Below are 17,706 nucleotides of genomic sequence, written 5' to 3' on the forward strand. Positions count from 1 at the left end.
CCGGGACCCTGGTGCCGGCGCGCGGGCGCGTCAATTCCGCAGTACGATGTCGCCGCTCTCGATCGGCGTCCGCTTCGTACGCGTTGCAGCGGATATTCCCGCCGCGGGTACCACGCCATTATCGTAGTCCACCACTTCCTTGCCACCCGCATCGGTATGCGTGATGCGCACGCGCAGGCTGTCGCTGCCGCCGGCCTGCCGCTGGCCGCCGTCGGTGGCGTCGACGACGAATCGATATCCGGTGCGGCCATTCAGGCTGCCCGTGCCTTCAAGGTGCGCCTCTGGCCCACTGCGCGTCGTCGTGCCGATCCGGTCGCTGCGGAACTGGAACGGGCCGTCGAAGCGGACGAATGGCTTGCCGCTCTTTCCCGCCGCCGTATTGCCCACCGGCGTCCAGAATGTGAAATGCACGGGCGGCACCCTCGACCCGCCGGGAGCGCCTGCCCGTACCAGATTGCCGCGGCCGCCGACCGTGGCGAGCCCGGGCGAATTGACGACCACGTCCCTGCGCGTCTCGGTCGTCCGGCCGCCGGAATCGGTTACGCGTACCGTCAGGAAGTAATAACCGTCCGCGCAGAAACGGTGCTGGAATGTAACCTGGCCCGTGCCGCCCGACTCGGTGACCACGGGAGCGGGCGAGGGGCAGCCGTCGTTCCAGTCGACCACGGCCTTGTGGGTCTGGGTAGCGGAATTGTCGACGAAGCTTAGTGTCAGGTGGACGTCCTGGCCGACGTCGACGGCGAACGGCAGGCCCGTGACCGGGCCGAGCACGGGCGCGTCCGTGCCTCGCGTGCCCGGCCGCAGCATGACCAGTCCGGCATTCGAATAGGCCAGGATGACGCCGGCGTCGTTGATCGCGGCGCCGGCGTTGAGCACGAGGCCGGCAGGCGGCCGGTACAGCAGCGTATTCAGGTCGACCGGATTCGCGAGGCCGTCCCACCGGACCGCGCGTGCTTCGTCGACCGGGCCGCCGCCGCCGAGCCCGCCGACCACCTGCGACTTGTTGTTGAGGTCGAACGCATCGCTGAACGCGGCGCCCGCGCGCGGCAGCAGCGTCAGGCCGCGCGCACGCGACCAGAGATAGGCCGCGCTCCCGCCCGGGACATCCGTGTCGCCCGTGATCTCGCCCTTGTCGTTCAGCGCGGAGACCAGGCGGGTCGGGAAACCTTGCGCACCGGTCGGCACGACGCCATCGCGGGCGCTCCAGTAAAAGCCCAGTTCGTTGTCATTCGTCGCATTGTCGGAATAGCCGGCCGCTTCGTTCCGTTTGTTGATGTGCTGCGTGAAGGCGCGGGTGCCGCCCAGCGTGCCGAGGTCGATGGTCTTGCCGGTAGCGGTCCACAGGCTGGCGTGGATGGTGCCGTCCGCAAAGTCGGTATAGCCGCCGGCCAGCGCACGGTCGTTGATGACCTCGGCTTCCGAGAGCGAAAAGGGCAACGGTCCGAGATTGACGACCCGGTTGTTCGCGTCCCAGCGTACCGCACGTGCCGTAACGCCCGGCGCGAACAGGGAGCCGACGACCTGGTTGCGGTCGTTGAGGCCAAGGACGCGGCCGGCGTCCGACCCCGGGATCGCGCGCATGCCGCCGGCGACGGTCCAGCGGAACCCAAACACTCGAGGAAATGGTTCGCTGGCATCGCTTGATTCGCCCACCACCACCCCCCTGTTGTTCAGGCCGGCAATAGACGTGAAGCCACCGCCGAGCGAACCGATGTCGTGCAGGCGGTCGCCGTCGAAGAAGCGGCTTGTTCCGAAGACGAACGAACCCACGGCGGCTTCGCCCCGCTCGTTGAGAAAGGCCGCGGCGCCGCCTTCCGGATCGAGGTTGATGATGCTGTAGCGGCATGTGCGTCGCGCCGGGCTGCCGCTTGCAGCGCTGCAGGCACTTGCCGTTGCGTTCGCCGTCGTGGCCGTGTCGTCCGCGCCGGAGGTGCCGCTCACGCTGACGGCGAGCAATGCGGCGAGTCCGGCCAGCGCCGGCCTGCGGAGGGAAAATCCCTTGATGCGATGGTCTCTCATGGTGGCTTCCTTTTTGCCTGAAAAATGTTACAGACTGAGCCCACTCTAGGTTGACCGAAGATGACAACGCTGAGGACGCGCAAATGCGTGACGGGTAGCGCGTAACAATTGGTGCAAACAGCAACAGGCAGGAAGAGACGGCGCGGACGTCGACGGCGCCTGGGTCAGACCTGGGCCGATGTGCGCAGGGTGCGCCGGTAACCGCCGGGGCCGATCCCGTAATGGCGCTTGAATACGCGGTTGAACGCCGCTTCCGACTGGTAGCCGACGGCCAGCGCCACGTCGCCGACGGCGCCGTCGCCCTGCAGCAGGGCGCGGGCGGCGCGCGCCATGCGCAGTTGGGTCAGCATGTCGGCCGGCGGCATGCCGCACAGGCGCGCGAACAGGCGGGCAAACGTGGCGCGCGACATGTGGCACGCCTCGGCCAGGTCTTCCACTTTCCACGGCCGCTCGGGCGATTCCAGCATCCGGGCGAGCGCATTGCCCAGGCGCCGGTCGGCCAGGACGGCGAACAGGCCGCGCGCCTCATGGCCCGTGCCGGCCAGCCAGGCGCGCAGCAGCAGGGCGAACAGGGCGCCCGACAGCTGGGCGACGACGACGTCGCCCCCGGGCCGCACCAGCGTCGTCTCGTGCTGCAGCAGCCGTACGAGCGCGTGCAGGCCGGGAAAGTCGTCGGCGCGGCTGGCGCGCACGACCATCACGTCGGGCAGCGCGCGCGCAAGCGCCTGGCGCGCCGCGCCGTCGAACACGAAGCTGCCGCACAGGATGGCAGTGGCGGGCCCCATGCCTTCATTGCCCTTGCGCTGCAGCGGACCCTCTGCGGCGAGCGGACGGACCGGGGCGGCGTCTTCGGCGGGCCCGGCGTGCAGGCGGTGCGCACTGCCGGCGGGGAAGACGACGACGTCGCCGGTGGTGAGCTCCAGCGAGTCATGACCGGGAACGTCCACGCGCGCATCGCCCTCGACGATCACGTGGAACGGCGCCACGCCGGGCGTCGCGGCCGGCTCGTCCAGCACCCAGGGCGCCGCCAGCTCGCAGCGGATGTCGAGGGAGGTGCGGATCGTGTAGAGGGAAAGCAGGCGGCTGAGTGTGTCCATGTTTTATCCGAATGAGACGATCAAGCAAATTATCGCAGCATCCGGGCATTCATCGTATAGATCCAAAGGCCTAGACTTCTTTCCACACCAACCCACAACGAAAGGAAAGATCATGAGCCGTCTGAATGCCTTGGGTGCCAACGCCACCGGCCGTACCGCCGAACTCTTCACCGCCATCAAGTCGAAACTGGGCAAGGTCCCGAACGCGTACGACACGATCGGCAGCAACAGCCCCGTGGCCCTGGAGGCCCTGCTGAATTTCGATGCGAAACTGGCCGACACGAGCCTGTCGAAAAAAGAGATCGAAGTGATCAAGCTGGCCGTCAGCGAAGTGAGCGGTTGCGACTACTGCCTGGCCGCGCACACGCTGATGGGCAAGGTGGCCGGCCTGAGCCCGGACGCGATCCTCGCTGCACGCAAAGGCAACCCGGGCGGCGATGCGAAACTGGACGCGCTGTCGACGTTCGTGCGTGAAGTGGCGGGCACCCGCGGCACGGTGCCGCAGCCGGTGGTGGATGCGTTCAAGGCGGCCGGCTACACGGATGCGCAGGTGGTGGACACGATCTTCGCGATCACCAGCATCACGTTCACGAACCTGCTGAACCGCATCAACGACACGGTGGTGGACTTCCCGAAAGCGCCTGCCTGACGCGGGAAAATGGGCCGGGTGCCATGCTACCCGGCCTTGGTCATGACTGTCGATACCAAGAAATACGTAGACGGGAGTTGGTGACACTCTGCTAAAATCGGAGACCCCCGGTCTTCAGGAAGGCAGCACAGCATGGATTCGTCAATCGATAAAAAAGAAGAACTTCGTCAACAACTGCGGGCTGCCGCGCTCGAGTATCACCAGTTTCCCTCTCCCGGCAAGATCGCCGTCACCCCGACCAAATCCGTCTTGAACCAGCGCGACCTGGCTCTGGCATACTCGCCGGGCGTCGCCGCGCCGTGCGAAGAAATCGTCAAGGACCCGTCCACCGCGTATAAATATACGGCCCGCGGCAACCTCGTGGCCGTGATCTCGAACGGTACCGCCGTGCTCGGCCTGGGCAATATCGGCCCGCTTGCCTCGAAACCGGTCATGGAAGGCAAGGGCGTGCTGTTCAAGAAGTTCGCCGGCATCGACGTGTTCGACATCGAGATCAACGAGAACGATCCGGACAAGCTGATCGACGTGATCGCCGCGCTGGAGCCGACGTTCGGCGGCGTGAACCTCGAGGACATCAAGGCGCCCGAGTGCTTCTACATCGAGCGCAAGCTGCGCGAGCGCATGAAGATCCCCGTCTTCCACGACGACCAGCACGGCACCGCGATCATCGTCGGCGCCGCCATCCTGAACGGCCTGAAGGTCGTCAATAAAGATCTCAAGAAGTGCAAGATGGTCGTGTCCGGCGCGGGCGCGGCGGCGCTGGCCTGCCTCGACCTGGCCGTCGACCTCGGCTTCCCGATCGAGAATATTTACGTGACCGACCTCGCCGGCGTCGTCTACAAGGGCCGCACCGAGCTGATGGACCCGGACAAGGAACGCTTCGCGCAGGACACCCCGCACCGCACGCTGTCCGAGATCATCCCCGACGCCGATATCTTCCTGGGCCTGTCCGCCGGCGGCGTGCTCAAGCCGGAGATGGTCGCGAAGATGGCGCCGAACCCGCTGATCCTGGCGCTCGCCAACCCGAACCCGGAAATCCTGCCGGAAGACGCGAAGGCCGTCCGCGACGACGTCATCATCGCCACCGGCCGTTCGGACTACCCGAACCAGGTCAACAACGTGCTGTGCTTCCCGTACATGTTCCGCGGTGCGCTGGACTGCGGCGCGACGACGATCACGCGCGAAATGGAAATCGCCGTCGTGCACGCGATCGCCGACCTGGCCCACGCCGAACAGTCGGACATCGTGGCGTCGGCCTATGGCATCTCGAACCTGTCGTTCGGTCCGGAATACCTGATCCCGATGCCGTTCGACCCGCGCCTGCTGACGCACATCGCACCGGCCGTCGCCAAGGCCGCGATGGAAGGCGGCGTCGCCACCCGTCCGATCGCCGACCTGGCCGCGTACGCGGAGAGCCTGCAGCAATTCGTCTACCGCAGCGGCAGCTTCATGAAGCCGCTGTTCCAGATCGCCAAGACCGCACCGGCCGAACTGAAGCGCATCGTCTACGCCGAGGGCGAGGAAGAGCGCGTGCTGCGCGCCGTGCAGGTCGTCGTCGACGAGAACCTGGCTCGGCCGATCCTCGTCGGCCGTCCGGCCGTGCTGGAAAAGCGCATCGAGAAATTCGGCCTGCGCCTGAAGCAGGGCAAGCACTTCGACGTCATCAACCCCGACTTCGACGAGCGTTACCGCGATTACTGGCAGTCTTATCACCAGATGGTCATGCGCAAGGGCGTCACGGAAGACCTCGCCCGCCTGGCGATGCGCCGCCGCCACACGCTGATCGGCGCGATGATGATCCACAAGGGCGACGCCGACGGCATGATCTGCGGCACCTACGGCACGACCGACGTGCACCTGCAATACATCGACCAGGTGCTGGGCAAGCGTGCCGGCAGCAACGTCTATGCGGCGCTGAACTTCATCATCACGCAGGAGCGCCAGATCGCGATGGTCGACACCCACGTCAACGAGAACCCGACCGCGGAAGAGCTGGCCGAGATCACGCTGATGGCGGCCGAGGAGCTGGAACGCCTGGGCATCAACCCGCGCGTGGCGCTGCTGTCGCATTCGAACTTCGGCACGTCGAACAGCGCGTCGGCCAAGAAGATGCGCGCCGCGCTGGCCCTCATTCAGCAGAAGGCGCCGGACCTGGAAGTCGACGGCGAGATGCACGGCGACACGGCCCTGGATTCGAAGCTGCGCGCCAAGATCATGCCGCAGTCGACGCTGAAGGGCGACGCCAACCTGCTCGTCATGCCGAACATCGAAGCCGCGAACATCGCCTACAACGTGGTCAAGACGGCGGCCGGCAGCGGCATCGCCATCGGCCCGGTGTTGCTGGGTTGCGCGCGTCCGGTGCACATCCTGACCCCGTCGGCCACCGTGCGCCGCATCGTCAACATGACGGCGCTGTGCGTCGTCGACGCCGTCTCGGAGCGTTGATACAACACTTTTGTGTTGCAAATTTGCCACCTGTGACGAAATAACCCAAAAGGGCCCATCGAGGCCCTTTTGTCATTGAAATGTAGAAGTTCCCGACATTTCGTGAATATGTAATAAAGCTTGAGTGACTCGTAACAATGCGTAATCACGCGACGTGCTGGCGGAGTTTCAGGTGATAATAGACGAGTACATATTGTATATTTTGCACGATTTCTTTCGTGCAATGATGCAAGCACCACTCTGATACAATGCGGAGTTGTCGGAAATTTATGGTCCGCGTCATCGCGGCTGACATCCCGCATGCCGACCCGCCTCGGCTATCGCGGCGGCCGCCACGGACCACCACTGGATCACCAAGAACATGCAAACAACAAAAAAGGCCCTGATCACCGGTATTACCGGGCAGGATGGCGCCTATCTGGCGCAACTGCTACTGGAAAAGGGCTACCACGTGACCGGCACCTTCCGCCGGTCCAGCTCGGTTAATTTCTGGCGCATCGCCGAACTCGGTATCGAGCAGCATCCCAACCTGAACCTCGTCGAATACGACCTCACCGACCTCTCCTCGAGCATCCGCCTGATCGAATCCAGCCGTCCCGACGAGGTGTACAACCTCGCCGCACAGAGCTTCGTCGGCGTCTCGTTCGAACAGCCCGTGACCACCGCCTCGATCACCGGCATCGGTGCCGTCAACCTGCTGGAAGCGATCCGCATCGTCCATCCGAAAGCGCGCTTCTACCAGGCTTCCACGTCCGAGATGTTCGGCAAGGTGCAGGCCGTGCCGCAGGTCGAGTCGACCCCGTTCTACCCGCGCAGCCCGTACGGCGTGGCCAAGCTGTATGCCCACTGGATGACCGTGAACTACCGCGAGTCCTACGGCATCTTCGGCAGCTCGGGCATCCTGTTCAACCACGAGTCGCCGCTGCGCGGCCGCGAGTTCGTCACCCGCAAGATCACGGATTCCGTCGCCAAGATCGTCCTGAACAAGCTGGACGTGCTGGAGCTGGGCAACATGGACGCCAAGCGCGACTGGGGCTATGCGCGCGAATACGTGGAAGGCATGTGGCGCATCCTGCAGGCGGACGAACCCGATACGTTCGTGCTGGCCACCAACCGCACCGAGACCGTGCGCGACTTCGTCACCATGGCCTTCCGCGGCGCCAACCTGGACGTCGAGTGGAAGGGCGAGGGCGAGCAGGAGACGGGGCACTGCGCCCGTACCGGCAAGCTGCTCGTGCGCGTGTCGCCGAAGTTCTACCGTCCGGCCGAGGTCGACCTGCTGATCGGCGACCCGTCCAAGGCGCAGCGCGAACTGGGCTGGAAGGCCGAGACGTCGCTCGAACAACTGTGCCAGATGATGGTCGACGCCGACCTGCGTCGTAACGAAACCGGTTTTTCGTTCTGACATGAACCGTCTGGTCACGGAAGACCTTGTCCGTATCGCTGAGCCGCAGGAGGGCGTGGGCAAACGCGCCCTCATCACCGGCCTGCGCGGCTTCACCGGCTACCACATGGCACGCGAGCTTACCGCGGCGGGCTATCACGTGTTCGGCACGGTACTGCCGGGCAGCGAGACCGGACCGGACATCTTCACCGTCGACCTGAACGACCGCGCCGCGCTGGCCGCGGTGATCGAACAGGTGCGGCCGGACGTGGTCGTCCACCTGGCCGCCATCGCGTTCGTCGCCCACAACGACGCCGAGCAGATGTACCGCGTCAACGTGGTCGGCACCCGCAACCTGCTGGAAGCGCTGGCGCACGGCGCGCACAAGCCGTCCAGCGTGCTGCTCGCGTCGTCCGCCAACATCTACGGCAACGCCGCGGTGCCCGTGATCGACGAATTCGTGCCGCCCGCACCGGCCAACGATTACGCGGTCAGCAAGCTCGCGATGGAATACATGGCGCGCCTGTGGATGGACAAGCTGCCGATCGTGATCGCGCGGCCGTTCAACTACACGGGCGTCGGCCAGAACGAGAACTTCCTGCTGCCCAAGATCGTGTCGCACTTCCGCAAGGGCGCGCGCCGCATCGAGCTGGGCAACCTGGCGATCGCGCGCGATTTTTCCGACGTGCGCATGGTCGCGAAGAGCTACCGGCGCCTGCTGGCGGCGGCGCCCGCGGGCGAAGTCTTCAACGTCTGCTCCGGCCACTCGCACTCGCTCGAGAGCCTGATCGACATGATGAGCGACATCGCCGGCTACCGCATCGAAGTGCACGTCAACCCCGCCTTCGTGCGCGCCAACGAGGTGCTCACGCTGTCCGGCAGCAACGCCAAGCTGGCAGCCACGATCGGTACGGTCGAGCCCATGCCGCTGGTCGAGACGCTGCGCTGGATGTACCAGGCGTGAACAGGGTGCCGACCGGCCTGGACGCCAACATGATCGAACTCGGCCTCCCTAAACGACGACCGGACGGCACGCCCGCCCTGCAGGACCGCCTGCGTGCGCTGCCCGGTTCCGTCGAGGCCGCAAACGATGCGCTTGTCCAGCCGGACCTGCGCATCGGCATCGGCACGACCATGATCGAACCGGCCTTCACGGGCGGACACCTGGACGGCATCGGCGTCTACACGCAGGCGCTGCTGCGCCACCTGCCGCACGCCGGCTGCGCGATGCGGCCGTATTCCTGGCCGCGCCTGCGCAGCGCCGGTCCCGTGACGAAGGGCGAAGCACTGCCCCATACGTTCGAACGCGCCTCCTTCGTCGACCTCCTGACCCCGGATGCGCACCGCGTGCACATGCCCGTCGACGTGTTCCACGTGACGGACTACCGCGTCGTGCGCATGGACTGCCCCGTGGTCGCCAGCCTGCACGATGCGCTGCCGGTCAAGCATCCCGAGTGGTGCAACCCGCGTATGCGTGGCCTGAAGAACTGGCTGCAGCGCAAGGCCGCGCAAAAGGCCGACCACGTGATCGCGCTGTCGCACTTCGCCATCGACGAACTGGTCGAATGCTTCGGCATCGACGAGCGCCGCATTACCGTCGTGCCATGCGGCGTGGGCGAAGAATGGCTGGTGCCGCCGCCGGCGCACGCCGTGGCGACGACCCTGCAGGCCAATGGCTTGCGTCCGGGGTATTTCCTGTTCGTGGGCACGCTGCAGCCCCGCAAGAACGTCGAACGCCTGCTGGATGCCTATCTGTCGCTGCCGCCCGCCGTGCGCGCGGAGCGCCAGCTCGTCATCGTCGGCAGCGCCGGCGCGCGCTCGGACGAGGTGCTGCGCCGTATCGCCGCCGCCGTGCAGGATGGGGCGACCGTCGTCTGGCTGAACCGCCTCACCGACAGCACCGAATTGCGCCATGTGTACGCGGGCGCGGGCGTGTTCGTGTTCGCCTCGCTGTACGAAGGCTTCGGCATCCCGGTCGTCGAGGCGTTCGCGTCCGGCGTGCCGGTCGTCGCGTCGAACACGACGTCGCTGCCGGAAGTGACGGCCGGCGCGGCGCTGGACGTCGATCCGCTCGACACGGGCGCGATCGCCGACGCCATGCTCACGCTGGCGCGCGAGTCCGCCGTGCGGGCGCGTTGTATCACGGCCGGGCGCGCACGCGCCGCCCAGCTGACCTGGAACGCGACGGCGCGCCAGACCGCCGCCGTCTACCGCTCCTTACTCTGACCAGACTGTCTCCATGTCCCAGCCCATGCGCGTTCTCCACTTCTACAAGACCTATTTCCCCGATTCGGTCGGCGGGGTCGAGCAGGTCATCCGTCAGATGTGCGTGGGAACAGGGCGTTTGGGCATCACGAACCAGGTGCTGTCGCTGTCGCGCGACCGGCGCCTGGAACCGTTCGACTATGAAGGCCATACGGTGCACCGGGTGCCGCTGAACTTCGAGGTGGCGTCGAACGCCGTGTCGGTGCAGGCCATTTCCCAGCTGGCGCGCATGGCGGCGGAAGCGGACGTCGTGCACTACCACTTCCCGTGGCCGTTCATGGACCTGGCGCACTTCCTCGCCCGCATCGACAAGCCGACCGTCGTCACGTACCACTCCGACATCGTGCGCCAGAAAGCGCTGCTGAAGCTGTACCAGCCGCTCAAGCACCGGTTCCTGGAAAGCGTCGACACGATCGTCGCGACGTCGCCCAACTACCTCGCATCGTCGGCCGTGCTCGACCGCTACCGCGACAAGACGCGCGTGATCACGTTCGGCCTCGACAAATCGAGCTATCCGGAACCGGACCAGGCACGCCTGGACCACTGGCGCGCGCGGGTCGGTCCGAAATTCTTCCTGTTCGTCGGTGTGCTGCGCTATTACAAGGGCCTCCACATCCTGCTCGACGCCGTGGCCGGCACGGATTACCCGGTCGTGATCGTCGGCGCGGGGCCGATCGAGGCGGAGCTGAAGGCGCACGCCGAACGCCTGGGCCTGAAACGCGTGCAGTTCGTCGGCGCCGTGGACGACCTCGACAAGGCCGCGCTGCTCAAGCTCTGCTATGCCGTCGCCTTCCCGTCGCACCTGCGTTCGGAAGCCTTCGGCATCTCGCTGCTGGAAGGCGCGATGTACGGCAAGCCGATGATCTCCAGCGAGATCGGCACGGGCACCACCTACATCAACGTGCACGGCGAGACCGGCCTGGTGGTGCCGCCGTCCGACCATGAGGCGCTGCGCGCCGCGATGATTCGGCTGTGGAACGATCCGCGCATGGCGCAGGAGATGGGCCAGCGCGCGGAGGCGCGCTACTGGCAGCTGTTCACGTCGGCGCAAATGGCCGACAACTATGCGCGCCTGTACCAGGAACTGGTGGCGCGCCGGGCGGAAGTGCGTCTTGCGGCCGCGCCGCGCCTCGGCTGATCAGGCAGCCACCTGCATCGGTGCCGTCGGCACCTCGTCCTGCTCCGCCCACCGCTCGCGGATCGCGCGGATGGCCGGCATCTGCCCGAGGAACAGGTCGACCAGCTCGGGATCGAAATGCTTGCCCTTCTGCTTGACGAGGAAGTCGAGCGCCTCGCTTTCCGTCCACGCCTTCTTGTACGGCCGGATCGACGTCAGCGCGTCGAACACGTCGGCGATGGCACAGATGCGGCCTTCGAGCGGAATATCCTTGCCGGCCAGGCCGTTCGGGTAGCCGCTGCCGTCCCATTTTTCGTGGTGCGAGAGGGCGATGTTGCGCGCCAGCGCCAGCACGCCGTGGTCGTGCTGGCCGATGATCTCGGCGCCGATGTGCGCGTGGCTCTGCATGATCTTCCATTCGTCCGGATCGAGCGGTCCGGGTTTCAGCAGCACGCGGTCGGGAATGCCGATCTTGCCCACGTCGTGCATCGGCGCGGCGTGCAGCAGGTCGTCCGCCTCCGCTTCCGTCATGCCGGCGGCGAGGCCCAGGATGCGCGCGAAATGGCTCATGCGGATAACGTGCAGGCCCGTCTCGTTGTCCTTGTATTCGGCGGCCAGGCCGAGGCGCTGGACGATCTCCAGGCGCGACGCGCGCAATTCTTCCATGCGCACCAGCGACAGGTGGGTGCGCACGCGCGCACGCACGATCGGCGGGCTGACGGGCTTGGTGATGTAGTCGACGGCGCCCGCTTCGAAACCTTCCACCTCGTCGCTGGTGTCGTTCAGCGCCGTGACGAAGATGACGGGGACGGCGGCCAGCGCCGGATCGGCCTTGAGGGCGGCGCACACTTCGTAGCCGCTCATGCCGGGCATCATCACGTCGAGCAGGATCAGGTCGGGCGTCTCTTCGCGCGCCAGTTCGAGCGCGCGCGGGCCGTCCTTGGCGAAACGCAGGCGGTAGTGGTCTTGCAGGATCTGGCGCAGCAGCTGGAGGTTGCTGGCCTCGTCGTCGACCGCGAGGATCAGCGGTTGGGTGACGGTGGTCATTCGGCGATCTCCTGTGCCGGCTCGTCGATGGCGGCCAGCACGGTGTCAAGTTGTTGCAGGGCGAGGTCGAACTCGAAATCGGAAATGGCGGCGTGGACTTGCGCGACGCGGGCGGCGAGTGGATGGCCGCTCGTGGCGGCGGCCAGGCCGGCCAGCGCGGCGTCGTCCAGGCCGCCGCGCTTGAGCGCGTCGCGCAGCACGTTGCCGGCACGGCGCGCGCGGTCCAGGTCGGCCGCGGGGCGCGTTGCTTGCGGCTTGGCGGCGGCAGCCGGCTGGGGCAGGGCGGCGCGGATTGCGTCCAGCGCGCCGTCGAGCAGCCCGCCAAGGTCGGCCAGCGACGCTTCCAGCGTGGACTCGGCGCCCGGGTACAGCTTGCCGCTGTCGCCGTCGACGAGACCTTCCAGCTTGGCGAGCGCATCGGCCAGCAGTTCCAGGCCGAGGTTGGCGGCGATGCCGCGCACCTTGTGCGCGTGCATGCGCAGCGCGCGGTAGTCGGCCGCCGTGGCCTGGGCCGCGAGCGTGGTGCCGAGGCCGTCGTGCTGGGCGGCGAAGTGGGCGAGGGCTTCCAGCCACGCGTCTTCCTTGCCGCTCCAGCGGCGTACGCCGGCATGGCGGTTGAGGGTATGACGCTCCTGCGCCGGCAGGTCGTCCGCCTGGTGGCCGGGGCCGAGGCCCAGCACGCGCGCGATCTCGTGCGACAGCGCGAACCAGTCGACCGGCTTGCTCGCGAAGCCGTCCATGCCCGCCTCGACGCTGGCGCGGCGGTGCTCGGCCAGCACGCTGGCGGTCATCGCGATGACCGGCACGCGCGCACGGCCGCCGACGGCTTCCTGCTCGCGGATCATGCGCGTGGCGGTGAGGCCGTCGATGGTCGGCATCTGGAAATCCATCAGGATCACGTCGAAGCGCTCGCGGGCCGCGATCTCGACGACGGCGGCGCCGTCGCCGACGGCCGTCATCGTGTGGCCGCGGCGCGCCAGCAACAGTTGCAGCAGTTCCTGGTTCTGCGGCACGTCGTCCGCCACCAGCACGCGCAGCGGCGGCAGGGCGGCGGCGGTGCGCACGCGCGGCTGCTGCGGGGCGAAGCGCGCCAGCACGAGCGGCAGCACCACGTGGAACGTCGTGCCGTGGCCCGGTTCGCTCTCGGCCCAGATGCGGCCGCCCATCAGCTCGACCAGCTGCTTGCAGATCGTGGTGCCGAGGCCCGTGCCGCCGAAGCGGCGCGTCATCGACGCGTCGGCCTGGGTGAACGGTTCGAAGATGGCGGACAGGCGCTCCGGCGCGATGCCGATGCCGGTGTCGCTGATCGTGAAGTGCAGGTGTTCGTCCTTCAGGTCGGCGCGCAGGGTGACGCTGCCGTGTTCCGTGAACTTGATCGCGTTGTCGAGCAGGTTGGTGAGCACCTGGCGCACGCGCAGCTCGTCGCCGCGCAGGCAGGTCGGCAGCACCGGATCGTAATGGATGTCGACGTGCAGGCCCTTGGCGCGCGCGTTCGCCGCCAGGGTCGACGACAGTTCGTCGATCAGCGACAGCAGGTTGTAGTCGTTCTGTTCCAGCTCCACCGCGCCTTTTTCCAGCTTGGCGGTGTCGAGGATTTCGTTGAGGAGGCGGAGCAGGGCGCGGCCCGAGCTGCGGATCGTGTCCAGGTGGCGGCGCTGGTCGACGTTCAACTGGCCGTCCAGCAGCACGTCGGTGAAGCCGAGGATGGCATTCATCGGCGTGCGGATCTCGTGGCTCATGTTGGCGACGAAGCTCGCGCGCGCCGCGGCCGCCTGTTCGGCGTTTTCCTTCGCCACGCGCAGCGCGTCTTCCATCTCGCGCCGCTCCGTGATGTCGAGGATGACGCCGTCCAGCCAGCACAGCTCGCCCGCCTCGTTGCGCACGCCGGTGCCGTTTTCCCACATCCAGCGCGTGCTGCCGTCCGCGTGCAATAAACGGTATTCGACGAGGTACGGCCGGTCCTCGCGCAGCGCGGTGGCGATCGTCTCCGACACGCGCACGCGGTCGGCCGCGTGGATCAGCGGCGCGAACGTGCGGCGCGGCGTCGCGCCCAGGAAGTCGCGGCCGGGGTAGCCGGTGATGCGCTCGACGGCATCGCTGATGAACAGCATCGGCGCCTCGCCTTCGACCAGGCTGCTGCGGTACGAGATGCCGGGGATGTTGCCGATCAGCGAACGGAACTGCTGCTCGCTGGCGCGCAGTGCCTGTTCCATCTTGCGCCGGTCGCTGATGTCGGTGATGAAACAGACGAACAGGTCCTGCCCGTCCAGGCGCGCATGGCCGAGGGCGCGCCGGATCGGCACGATGCTGCCGTCCTTGCAGCGGCCCGTCACGTCGGCACCGCGCGCGCTGGGGCTGATTTGTCCCGTCCGCAGCGAGCGCAGCAGGCCGACTTCCTCGGACGCGGCTTCGTTGCCGATCACGAGGCGGATGTTCTGGCCGACGATCTCGTCGCGGCGCCAGCCGAAGATACGTTCGGCCGAGGCATTGAATTCGCGGATAGTGCCCTGGCGGTCGACCGTGATCACGCCGTCGACCGTAGTGGTGAGCAGCGCCCGCATCCACGCTTCGCTGCGCGACAGTTCGCGGAACATCTGGCGGTAGCGCAGCAGGCCGTTCGCGGCCAGCACGAAGACGGTAAAGGCGACGGTGATCAGGGTGATCGCCAGCGCCAGGAAGGTACTGGTCTTGTGGGTTGTCTGCGTCGCCACGTGGCCGACGAAGCGCGCGGCTGCCATGCCCGTGTAGTGCATGCCGGCGATCGCGCAACCCATCACGATGGCGGCCAGCAGCAGGCGGCGTTGCTCGCTCAGCCGGTGCGACAGGCTGGACAGGCCGAAGCGCACCCACAGCGCCAGCGTTGCCAGCACGACGGCGACGATGATCGACAGGCCGAACATGAACGGGTCGTAGCGCAGTTCCAGGCCCATCTGCATGCCGGTCATGCCCGCGTAGTGCATGACGCCGATGCCCGCGCCGACGATCACGCCGCCGGCCAGCAGGCCCCAGCCGCCCAGCCGCTCGCGCGCGATCAGGGTCAGCGCCACGAACGAGGCGCCGATGCTCGGCAGGCTGGAGAGGATGGTGGCGGAGGGATCGTAGTCGACTTCCGTGCAAAGGTCGAACGCGAGCATGCCGATGAAGTGCATGGCCCACACGCCGGCGCCGAGCGCGAGGCTACCCGTGCCGAGCACAACCCAGCGCTGGGCGCGGTTGGCGGCGGCCTGGCCGGCGATCTGCAGGCCCATCCAGGAAGCGAAGATGGCGACGAGGACGGACAACGCGACCAGCTTGGGCGTGTACAGGCCGTAGCTGAGAAGCGACGGATCGGAAGGGAGGGTGAACACGGACAGCATGATCGCGTGATTTTTAGAGAGAATGACGAAATTGAGCGCGGCCTCGCCAGTATGTCATTTCCATGGCATAAAGTCTTGCTTAAGGGAATCAAATATCAAAGTGAACACGCAAATTGTCGCAAAGGCGCCACCATTCGCCGCCCGGCGTTGTCGGGTTGCCACGCGTTGCCGCGTGCGCGATGTTGCTGTTATGCTAGTTGCACGGGTAGTCCGCCGGGGACGCCCGCACTGGGTGCGAACGTATGAAAACGACAGTTCTTGCCGCGCTGCTGGCGGTGGCCTGCACGTGGGCGCGGGCGGAGCCGGCGCCGCGGCTGTACCTGACCACCGAGACCTCGGCACCGTACAGCATGCGCGAAGGCGACCGCGTGACGGGGATCGGTACCGACATGGTGCGCGAGATCATGGCCCGCTCCGGCATCGCCTATTCGATCGACCTGCTGCCCTGGAAGCGCGCGTACACGGCCGCGCTGGAACGCAGCGACGCCTGCGTCTATTCGACCACCCGCACGCCCGAGCGCGAACCGCATTTCAAATGGATCGGACCGATCGGCGAGGCCGAGTGGGTCCTGATGGGCCGCGCCGACCGCCGCTTCGACCTGAAGAGCCTGGACGATGCGCGCGCCTACCGCGTGGGCACCTACAACGGCGACGCGCGCGACCAGTTCCTGCGCGCGCGCGGCTTCAAGGTTGACCCCGCGCCGAACGACCTGATCAATCCCCGCAAGCTCATGATGGACCGCATCGACCTATGGGCCGCCAGCATCCGCCGCGGGAGCCTCACGCTCGACCGGCTGGGTTATACGGGCAAGGTGGTGCCCGTCCTCGTGTTCAACCGCATCCGCGTTTACCTGGCCTGCAACCGCGCGGTGCCGGATGCGCTCGTCGCGCGCATGAACGGTTCGCTGGAAGCCATGGAACGCGACGGGACGTCACGGGCGATCGTGCACAAGTATGATGATTGGGGAGTGCCGGCCCGGTAGCGGGTGTCGAGGGAACTACTTGGGGGTGGTGCTCCGGCCGGAATCGAAAAGTGGGCTGGAACCCGCATGAATGCTAGAGTTCGCCGTTTCGTCCTGCAGAGATACCGCTAAAACTACCGTCAAATCTTCGCGTAGCCACCCGCTCTCACGCAATCTCGCCGTGACTCAGCCCAGCGCGACGGGCAGAGTTTACCATGGCAGCTTGCGCGGCTGACCTTCCATTTTGTGAGCGGCCCAGTCTACAATTTCCGCTATCTGACGCTCTTGGGAGCTAAGCTATGTCGACGAATTCCAAGTCAGTGCACGATGCAACAGCGGCCCTTCAGGACGCTGCACACGCGGCAATTGTCTTTGGTCGCGCTGCCAGTGCGTTAATAGGGGCTTTGGACGGTCTCCTCGACCTGGATGCGCGCGTAGAGTTGCTTGAGCGGGCGATAAGGCAGATTGAGGCAGTCCATGCAGGAGCTGGCAAACCAAGCGTGGCTGTGCCGGCGATGGAGCGGCTGGCAATGCGAAGTCATGTCGACACAAAAACTGCGGCTGATCTGCTTGGCCGGACACCTCAGACACCGCGAAAGTGGGCGTGTTATGAAGATGGTCCACTGCGTCCCATGCGGGTCAATGGTAGGCTTGCATGGGCGGTTGCCGATATCCGTCTGCTTCTGCACCTTGGCTGAACAAATGTGTGCGCGTCGGAGATACGATGACAGAACCTGCTGCATCTACTGGGCCATCTTATGGCGAACCGACAGGTGTAACCTGCGGTGAAGAAGGGTGTCCCGCCGCCGACAGCGGCAGTGTTCGTACCGAATACGTGTTCAAACCGTTCCCACGTTATGCGCTTTCAGATTTCGATCGCACCATCTGGGGCAAGCTGATGCAGAAGATCGTTGACTACCTTCACCGAGACGGTGATTGATGGCTCTGTCGAACGCTAACTCGGGCAGCAGTGCGTCCCACAACCGATCGACAAGGCAAATCTGGGTATTCAACAGAGCGCTTGTTCTCGAGCATAGACGTTGCAGGCTACAGGCCAGCGTGCGCCAAGATTTTCGCAAGCGGCGTATCTAATGCGGCAGCGATGCGGACGAGATGGAGCAGTCCGGCATTCTGCTCTCCACGCTCAATGGCCCCAAGGTACGACCTATCGATGCCAGAGCGTAACGCCAATTCCTCCTGAGAGACGCCTTGTCCAGTACGCTCAGCACGCACTGCGCGGCCAAAGGCAATGAGCGCAGGTTCCTGAGCGTTGGGAGAACTGATTGGCATGTCCCAATCTTCCGGGTAAGATTGGTCCAGCTCCACGGGTTATCTTCCTCATTCGTTCGATCTCAGCTCGGGCCG

The 17,706-nt window shown here is 66.1% G+C and carries 13 protein-coding genes; 8 read left to right on the forward strand and 5 right to left on the reverse strand.

Going from position 1 to position 17,706, the window contains the following annotated elements; all coding sequences use genetic code 11:
* Positions 1 to 30: 30 nt before the first annotated feature.
* Positions 31 to 2,019, reverse strand: a complete 1,989-nt coding sequence (locus tag P0M04_RS11975; RefSeq protein WP_259450694.1) for a hypothetical protein — start codon at positions 2,017 to 2,019, stop codon at positions 31 to 33.
* 164 nt (positions 2,020 to 2,183) lie between these two features.
* On the reverse strand, positions 2,184 to 3,116 hold the full coding sequence (locus P0M04_RS11980) for an AraC family transcriptional regulator (RefSeq protein WP_259450695.1): 933 nt from the start codon (positions 3,114 to 3,116) through the stop codon (positions 2,184 to 2,186).
* Between the two features lie 112 nt (positions 3,117 to 3,228).
* Between P0M04_RS11980 and P0M04_RS11985 the strand changes: the two genes are divergently transcribed.
* The 6 genes from P0M04_RS11985 (at position 3,229) to P0M04_RS12010 (ending at position 10,997) form a co-directional block, all read left to right on the forward strand.
* Positions 3,229 to 3,765, forward strand: coding sequence for a carboxymuconolactone decarboxylase family protein (locus tag P0M04_RS11985; protein WP_259450696.1), 537 nt, complete (start codon positions 3,229 to 3,231; stop codon positions 3,763 to 3,765).
* A 132-nt stretch (positions 3,766 to 3,897) separates the two neighbouring features.
* Positions 3,898 to 6,210 carry an NADP-dependent malic enzyme gene (locus P0M04_RS11990; RefSeq protein ID WP_259450697.1) on the forward strand — a complete coding sequence of 771 codons (2,313 nt, stop codon included), beginning with the start codon at positions 3,898 to 3,900 and terminating at the stop codon, positions 6,208 to 6,210.
* A gap of 361 nt (positions 6,211 to 6,571) precedes the next feature.
* Positions 6,572 to 7,615, forward strand: a complete 1,044-nt coding sequence (gmd, locus tag P0M04_RS11995) for a GDP-mannose 4,6-dehydratase (RefSeq protein WP_259450698.1) — start codon at positions 6,572 to 6,574, stop codon at positions 7,613 to 7,615.
* 1 nt (position 7,616) lies between these two features.
* A complete protein-coding gene (locus tag P0M04_RS12000) occupies positions 7,617 to 8,558 on the forward strand; it encodes a GDP-mannose 4,6-dehydratase (protein WP_259450699.1) in 942 nt (313 codons plus the stop codon).
* Entirely contained in the window at positions 8,555 to 9,820 is a 1,266-nt protein-coding gene (locus tag P0M04_RS12005; protein WP_259450700.1) for a glycosyltransferase family 4 protein, read from the forward strand. Before P0M04_RS12000 ends, P0M04_RS12005 begins: the two co-directional genes overlap by 4 nt.
* 25 nt (positions 9,821 to 9,845) lie before the next feature.
* On the forward strand, positions 9,846 to 10,997 hold the full coding sequence (locus P0M04_RS12010; protein WP_259450858.1) for a glycosyltransferase family 4 protein: 1,152 nt from the start codon (positions 9,846 to 9,848) through the stop codon (positions 10,995 to 10,997).
* On the opposite strand, the gene P0M04_RS12015 is transcribed toward P0M04_RS12010, so the two are convergent.
* Positions 10,998 to 12,023 (reverse strand): response regulator, encoded by a 1,026-nt coding sequence (locus P0M04_RS12015; RefSeq protein ID WP_259450701.1) that lies wholly within the window; start codon positions 12,021 to 12,023, stop codon positions 10,998 to 11,000. It abuts the gene before it with no gap.
* Positions 12,020 to 15,379, reverse strand: coding sequence for an MHYT domain-containing protein (locus P0M04_RS12020; RefSeq protein ID WP_259450702.1), 3,360 nt, complete (start codon positions 15,377 to 15,379; stop codon positions 12,020 to 12,022). Before P0M04_RS12020 ends, P0M04_RS12015 begins: the two co-directional genes overlap by 4 nt.
* 242 nt (positions 15,380 to 15,621) lie before the next feature.
* Here P0M04_RS12020 and P0M04_RS12025 point away from each other — a divergent pair, with 242 nt between their 5' ends.
* Positions 15,622 to 16,362: a substrate-binding periplasmic protein gene (locus P0M04_RS12025; protein ID WP_259450703.1), complete on the forward strand. Its 741-nt coding sequence runs from the start codon at positions 15,622 to 15,624 to the stop codon at positions 16,360 to 16,362.
* A 703-nt stretch (positions 16,363 to 17,065) separates the two neighbouring features.
* The gene (locus tag P0M04_RS12035; RefSeq protein ID WP_259450704.1) at positions 17,066 to 17,281 is read left to right on the forward strand and encodes a hypothetical protein; all 216 of its coding nucleotides are present in this window, start codon (positions 17,066 to 17,068) and stop codon (positions 17,279 to 17,281) included.
* Between the two features lie 107 nt (positions 17,282 to 17,388).
* Here P0M04_RS12035 and P0M04_RS12040 read toward each other — a convergent pair whose 3' ends face one another.
* Positions 17,389 to 17,631 carry a helix-turn-helix domain-containing protein gene (locus P0M04_RS12040; RefSeq protein WP_259450860.1) on the reverse strand — a complete coding sequence of 81 codons (243 nt, stop codon included), beginning with the start codon at positions 17,629 to 17,631 and terminating at the stop codon, positions 17,389 to 17,391.
* Positions 17,632 to 17,706 lie beyond the last annotated feature (75 nt).

The organism is Telluria mixta, from assembly GCF_029223865.1.
Classification (GTDB): Bacteria; Pseudomonadota; Gammaproteobacteria; order Burkholderiales; family Burkholderiaceae_D; genus Telluria; species Telluria mixta.

What these genes read in the sequence shown, in the direction of transcription:
- P0M04_RS11975 (WP_259450694.1), bottom strand. Translation starts at nt 2,019, where the DNA reads ATGAGAGACCATCGCATCAAGGGATTTTCCCTCCGCAGGCCGGCGCTG.
- P0M04_RS11980 (WP_259450695.1), bottom strand. Translation starts at nt 3,116, where the DNA reads ATGGACACACTCAGCCGCCTGCTTTCCCTCTACACGATCCGCACCTCC.
- P0M04_RS11985 (WP_259450696.1), top strand. Translation starts at nt 3,229, where the DNA reads ATGAGCCGTCTGAATGCCTTGGGTGCCAACGCCACCGGCCGTACCGCC.
- P0M04_RS11990 (WP_259450697.1), top strand. Translation starts at nt 3,898, where the DNA reads ATGGATTCGTCAATCGATAAAAAAGAAGAACTTCGTCAACAACTGCGG.
- gmd (WP_259450698.1), top strand. Translation starts at nt 6,572, where the DNA reads ATGCAAACAACAAAAAAGGCCCTGATCACCGGTATTACCGGGCAGGAT.
- P0M04_RS12000 (WP_259450699.1), top strand. Translation starts at nt 7,617, where the DNA reads ATGAACCGTCTGGTCACGGAAGACCTTGTCCGTATCGCTGAGCCGCAG.
- P0M04_RS12010 (WP_259450858.1), top strand. Translation starts at nt 9,846, where the DNA reads ATGCGCGTTCTCCACTTCTACAAGACCTATTTCCCCGATTCGGTCGGC.
- P0M04_RS12015 (WP_259450701.1), bottom strand. Translation starts at nt 12,023, where the DNA reads ATGACCACCGTCACCCAACCGCTGATCCTCGCGGTCGACGACGAGGCC.
- P0M04_RS12020 (WP_259450702.1), bottom strand. Translation starts at nt 15,379, where the DNA reads ATGCTGTCCGTGTTCACCCTCCCTTCCGATCCGTCGCTTCTCAGCTAC.
- P0M04_RS12025 (WP_259450703.1), top strand. Translation starts at nt 15,622, where the DNA reads ATGAAAACGACAGTTCTTGCCGCGCTGCTGGCGGTGGCCTGCACGTGG.
- P0M04_RS12035 (WP_259450704.1), top strand. Translation starts at nt 17,066, where the DNA reads ATGACAGAACCTGCTGCATCTACTGGGCCATCTTATGGCGAACCGACA.
- P0M04_RS12040 (WP_259450860.1), bottom strand. Translation starts at nt 17,631, where the DNA reads ATGCCAATCAGTTCTCCCAACGCTCAGGAACCTGCGCTCATTGCCTTT.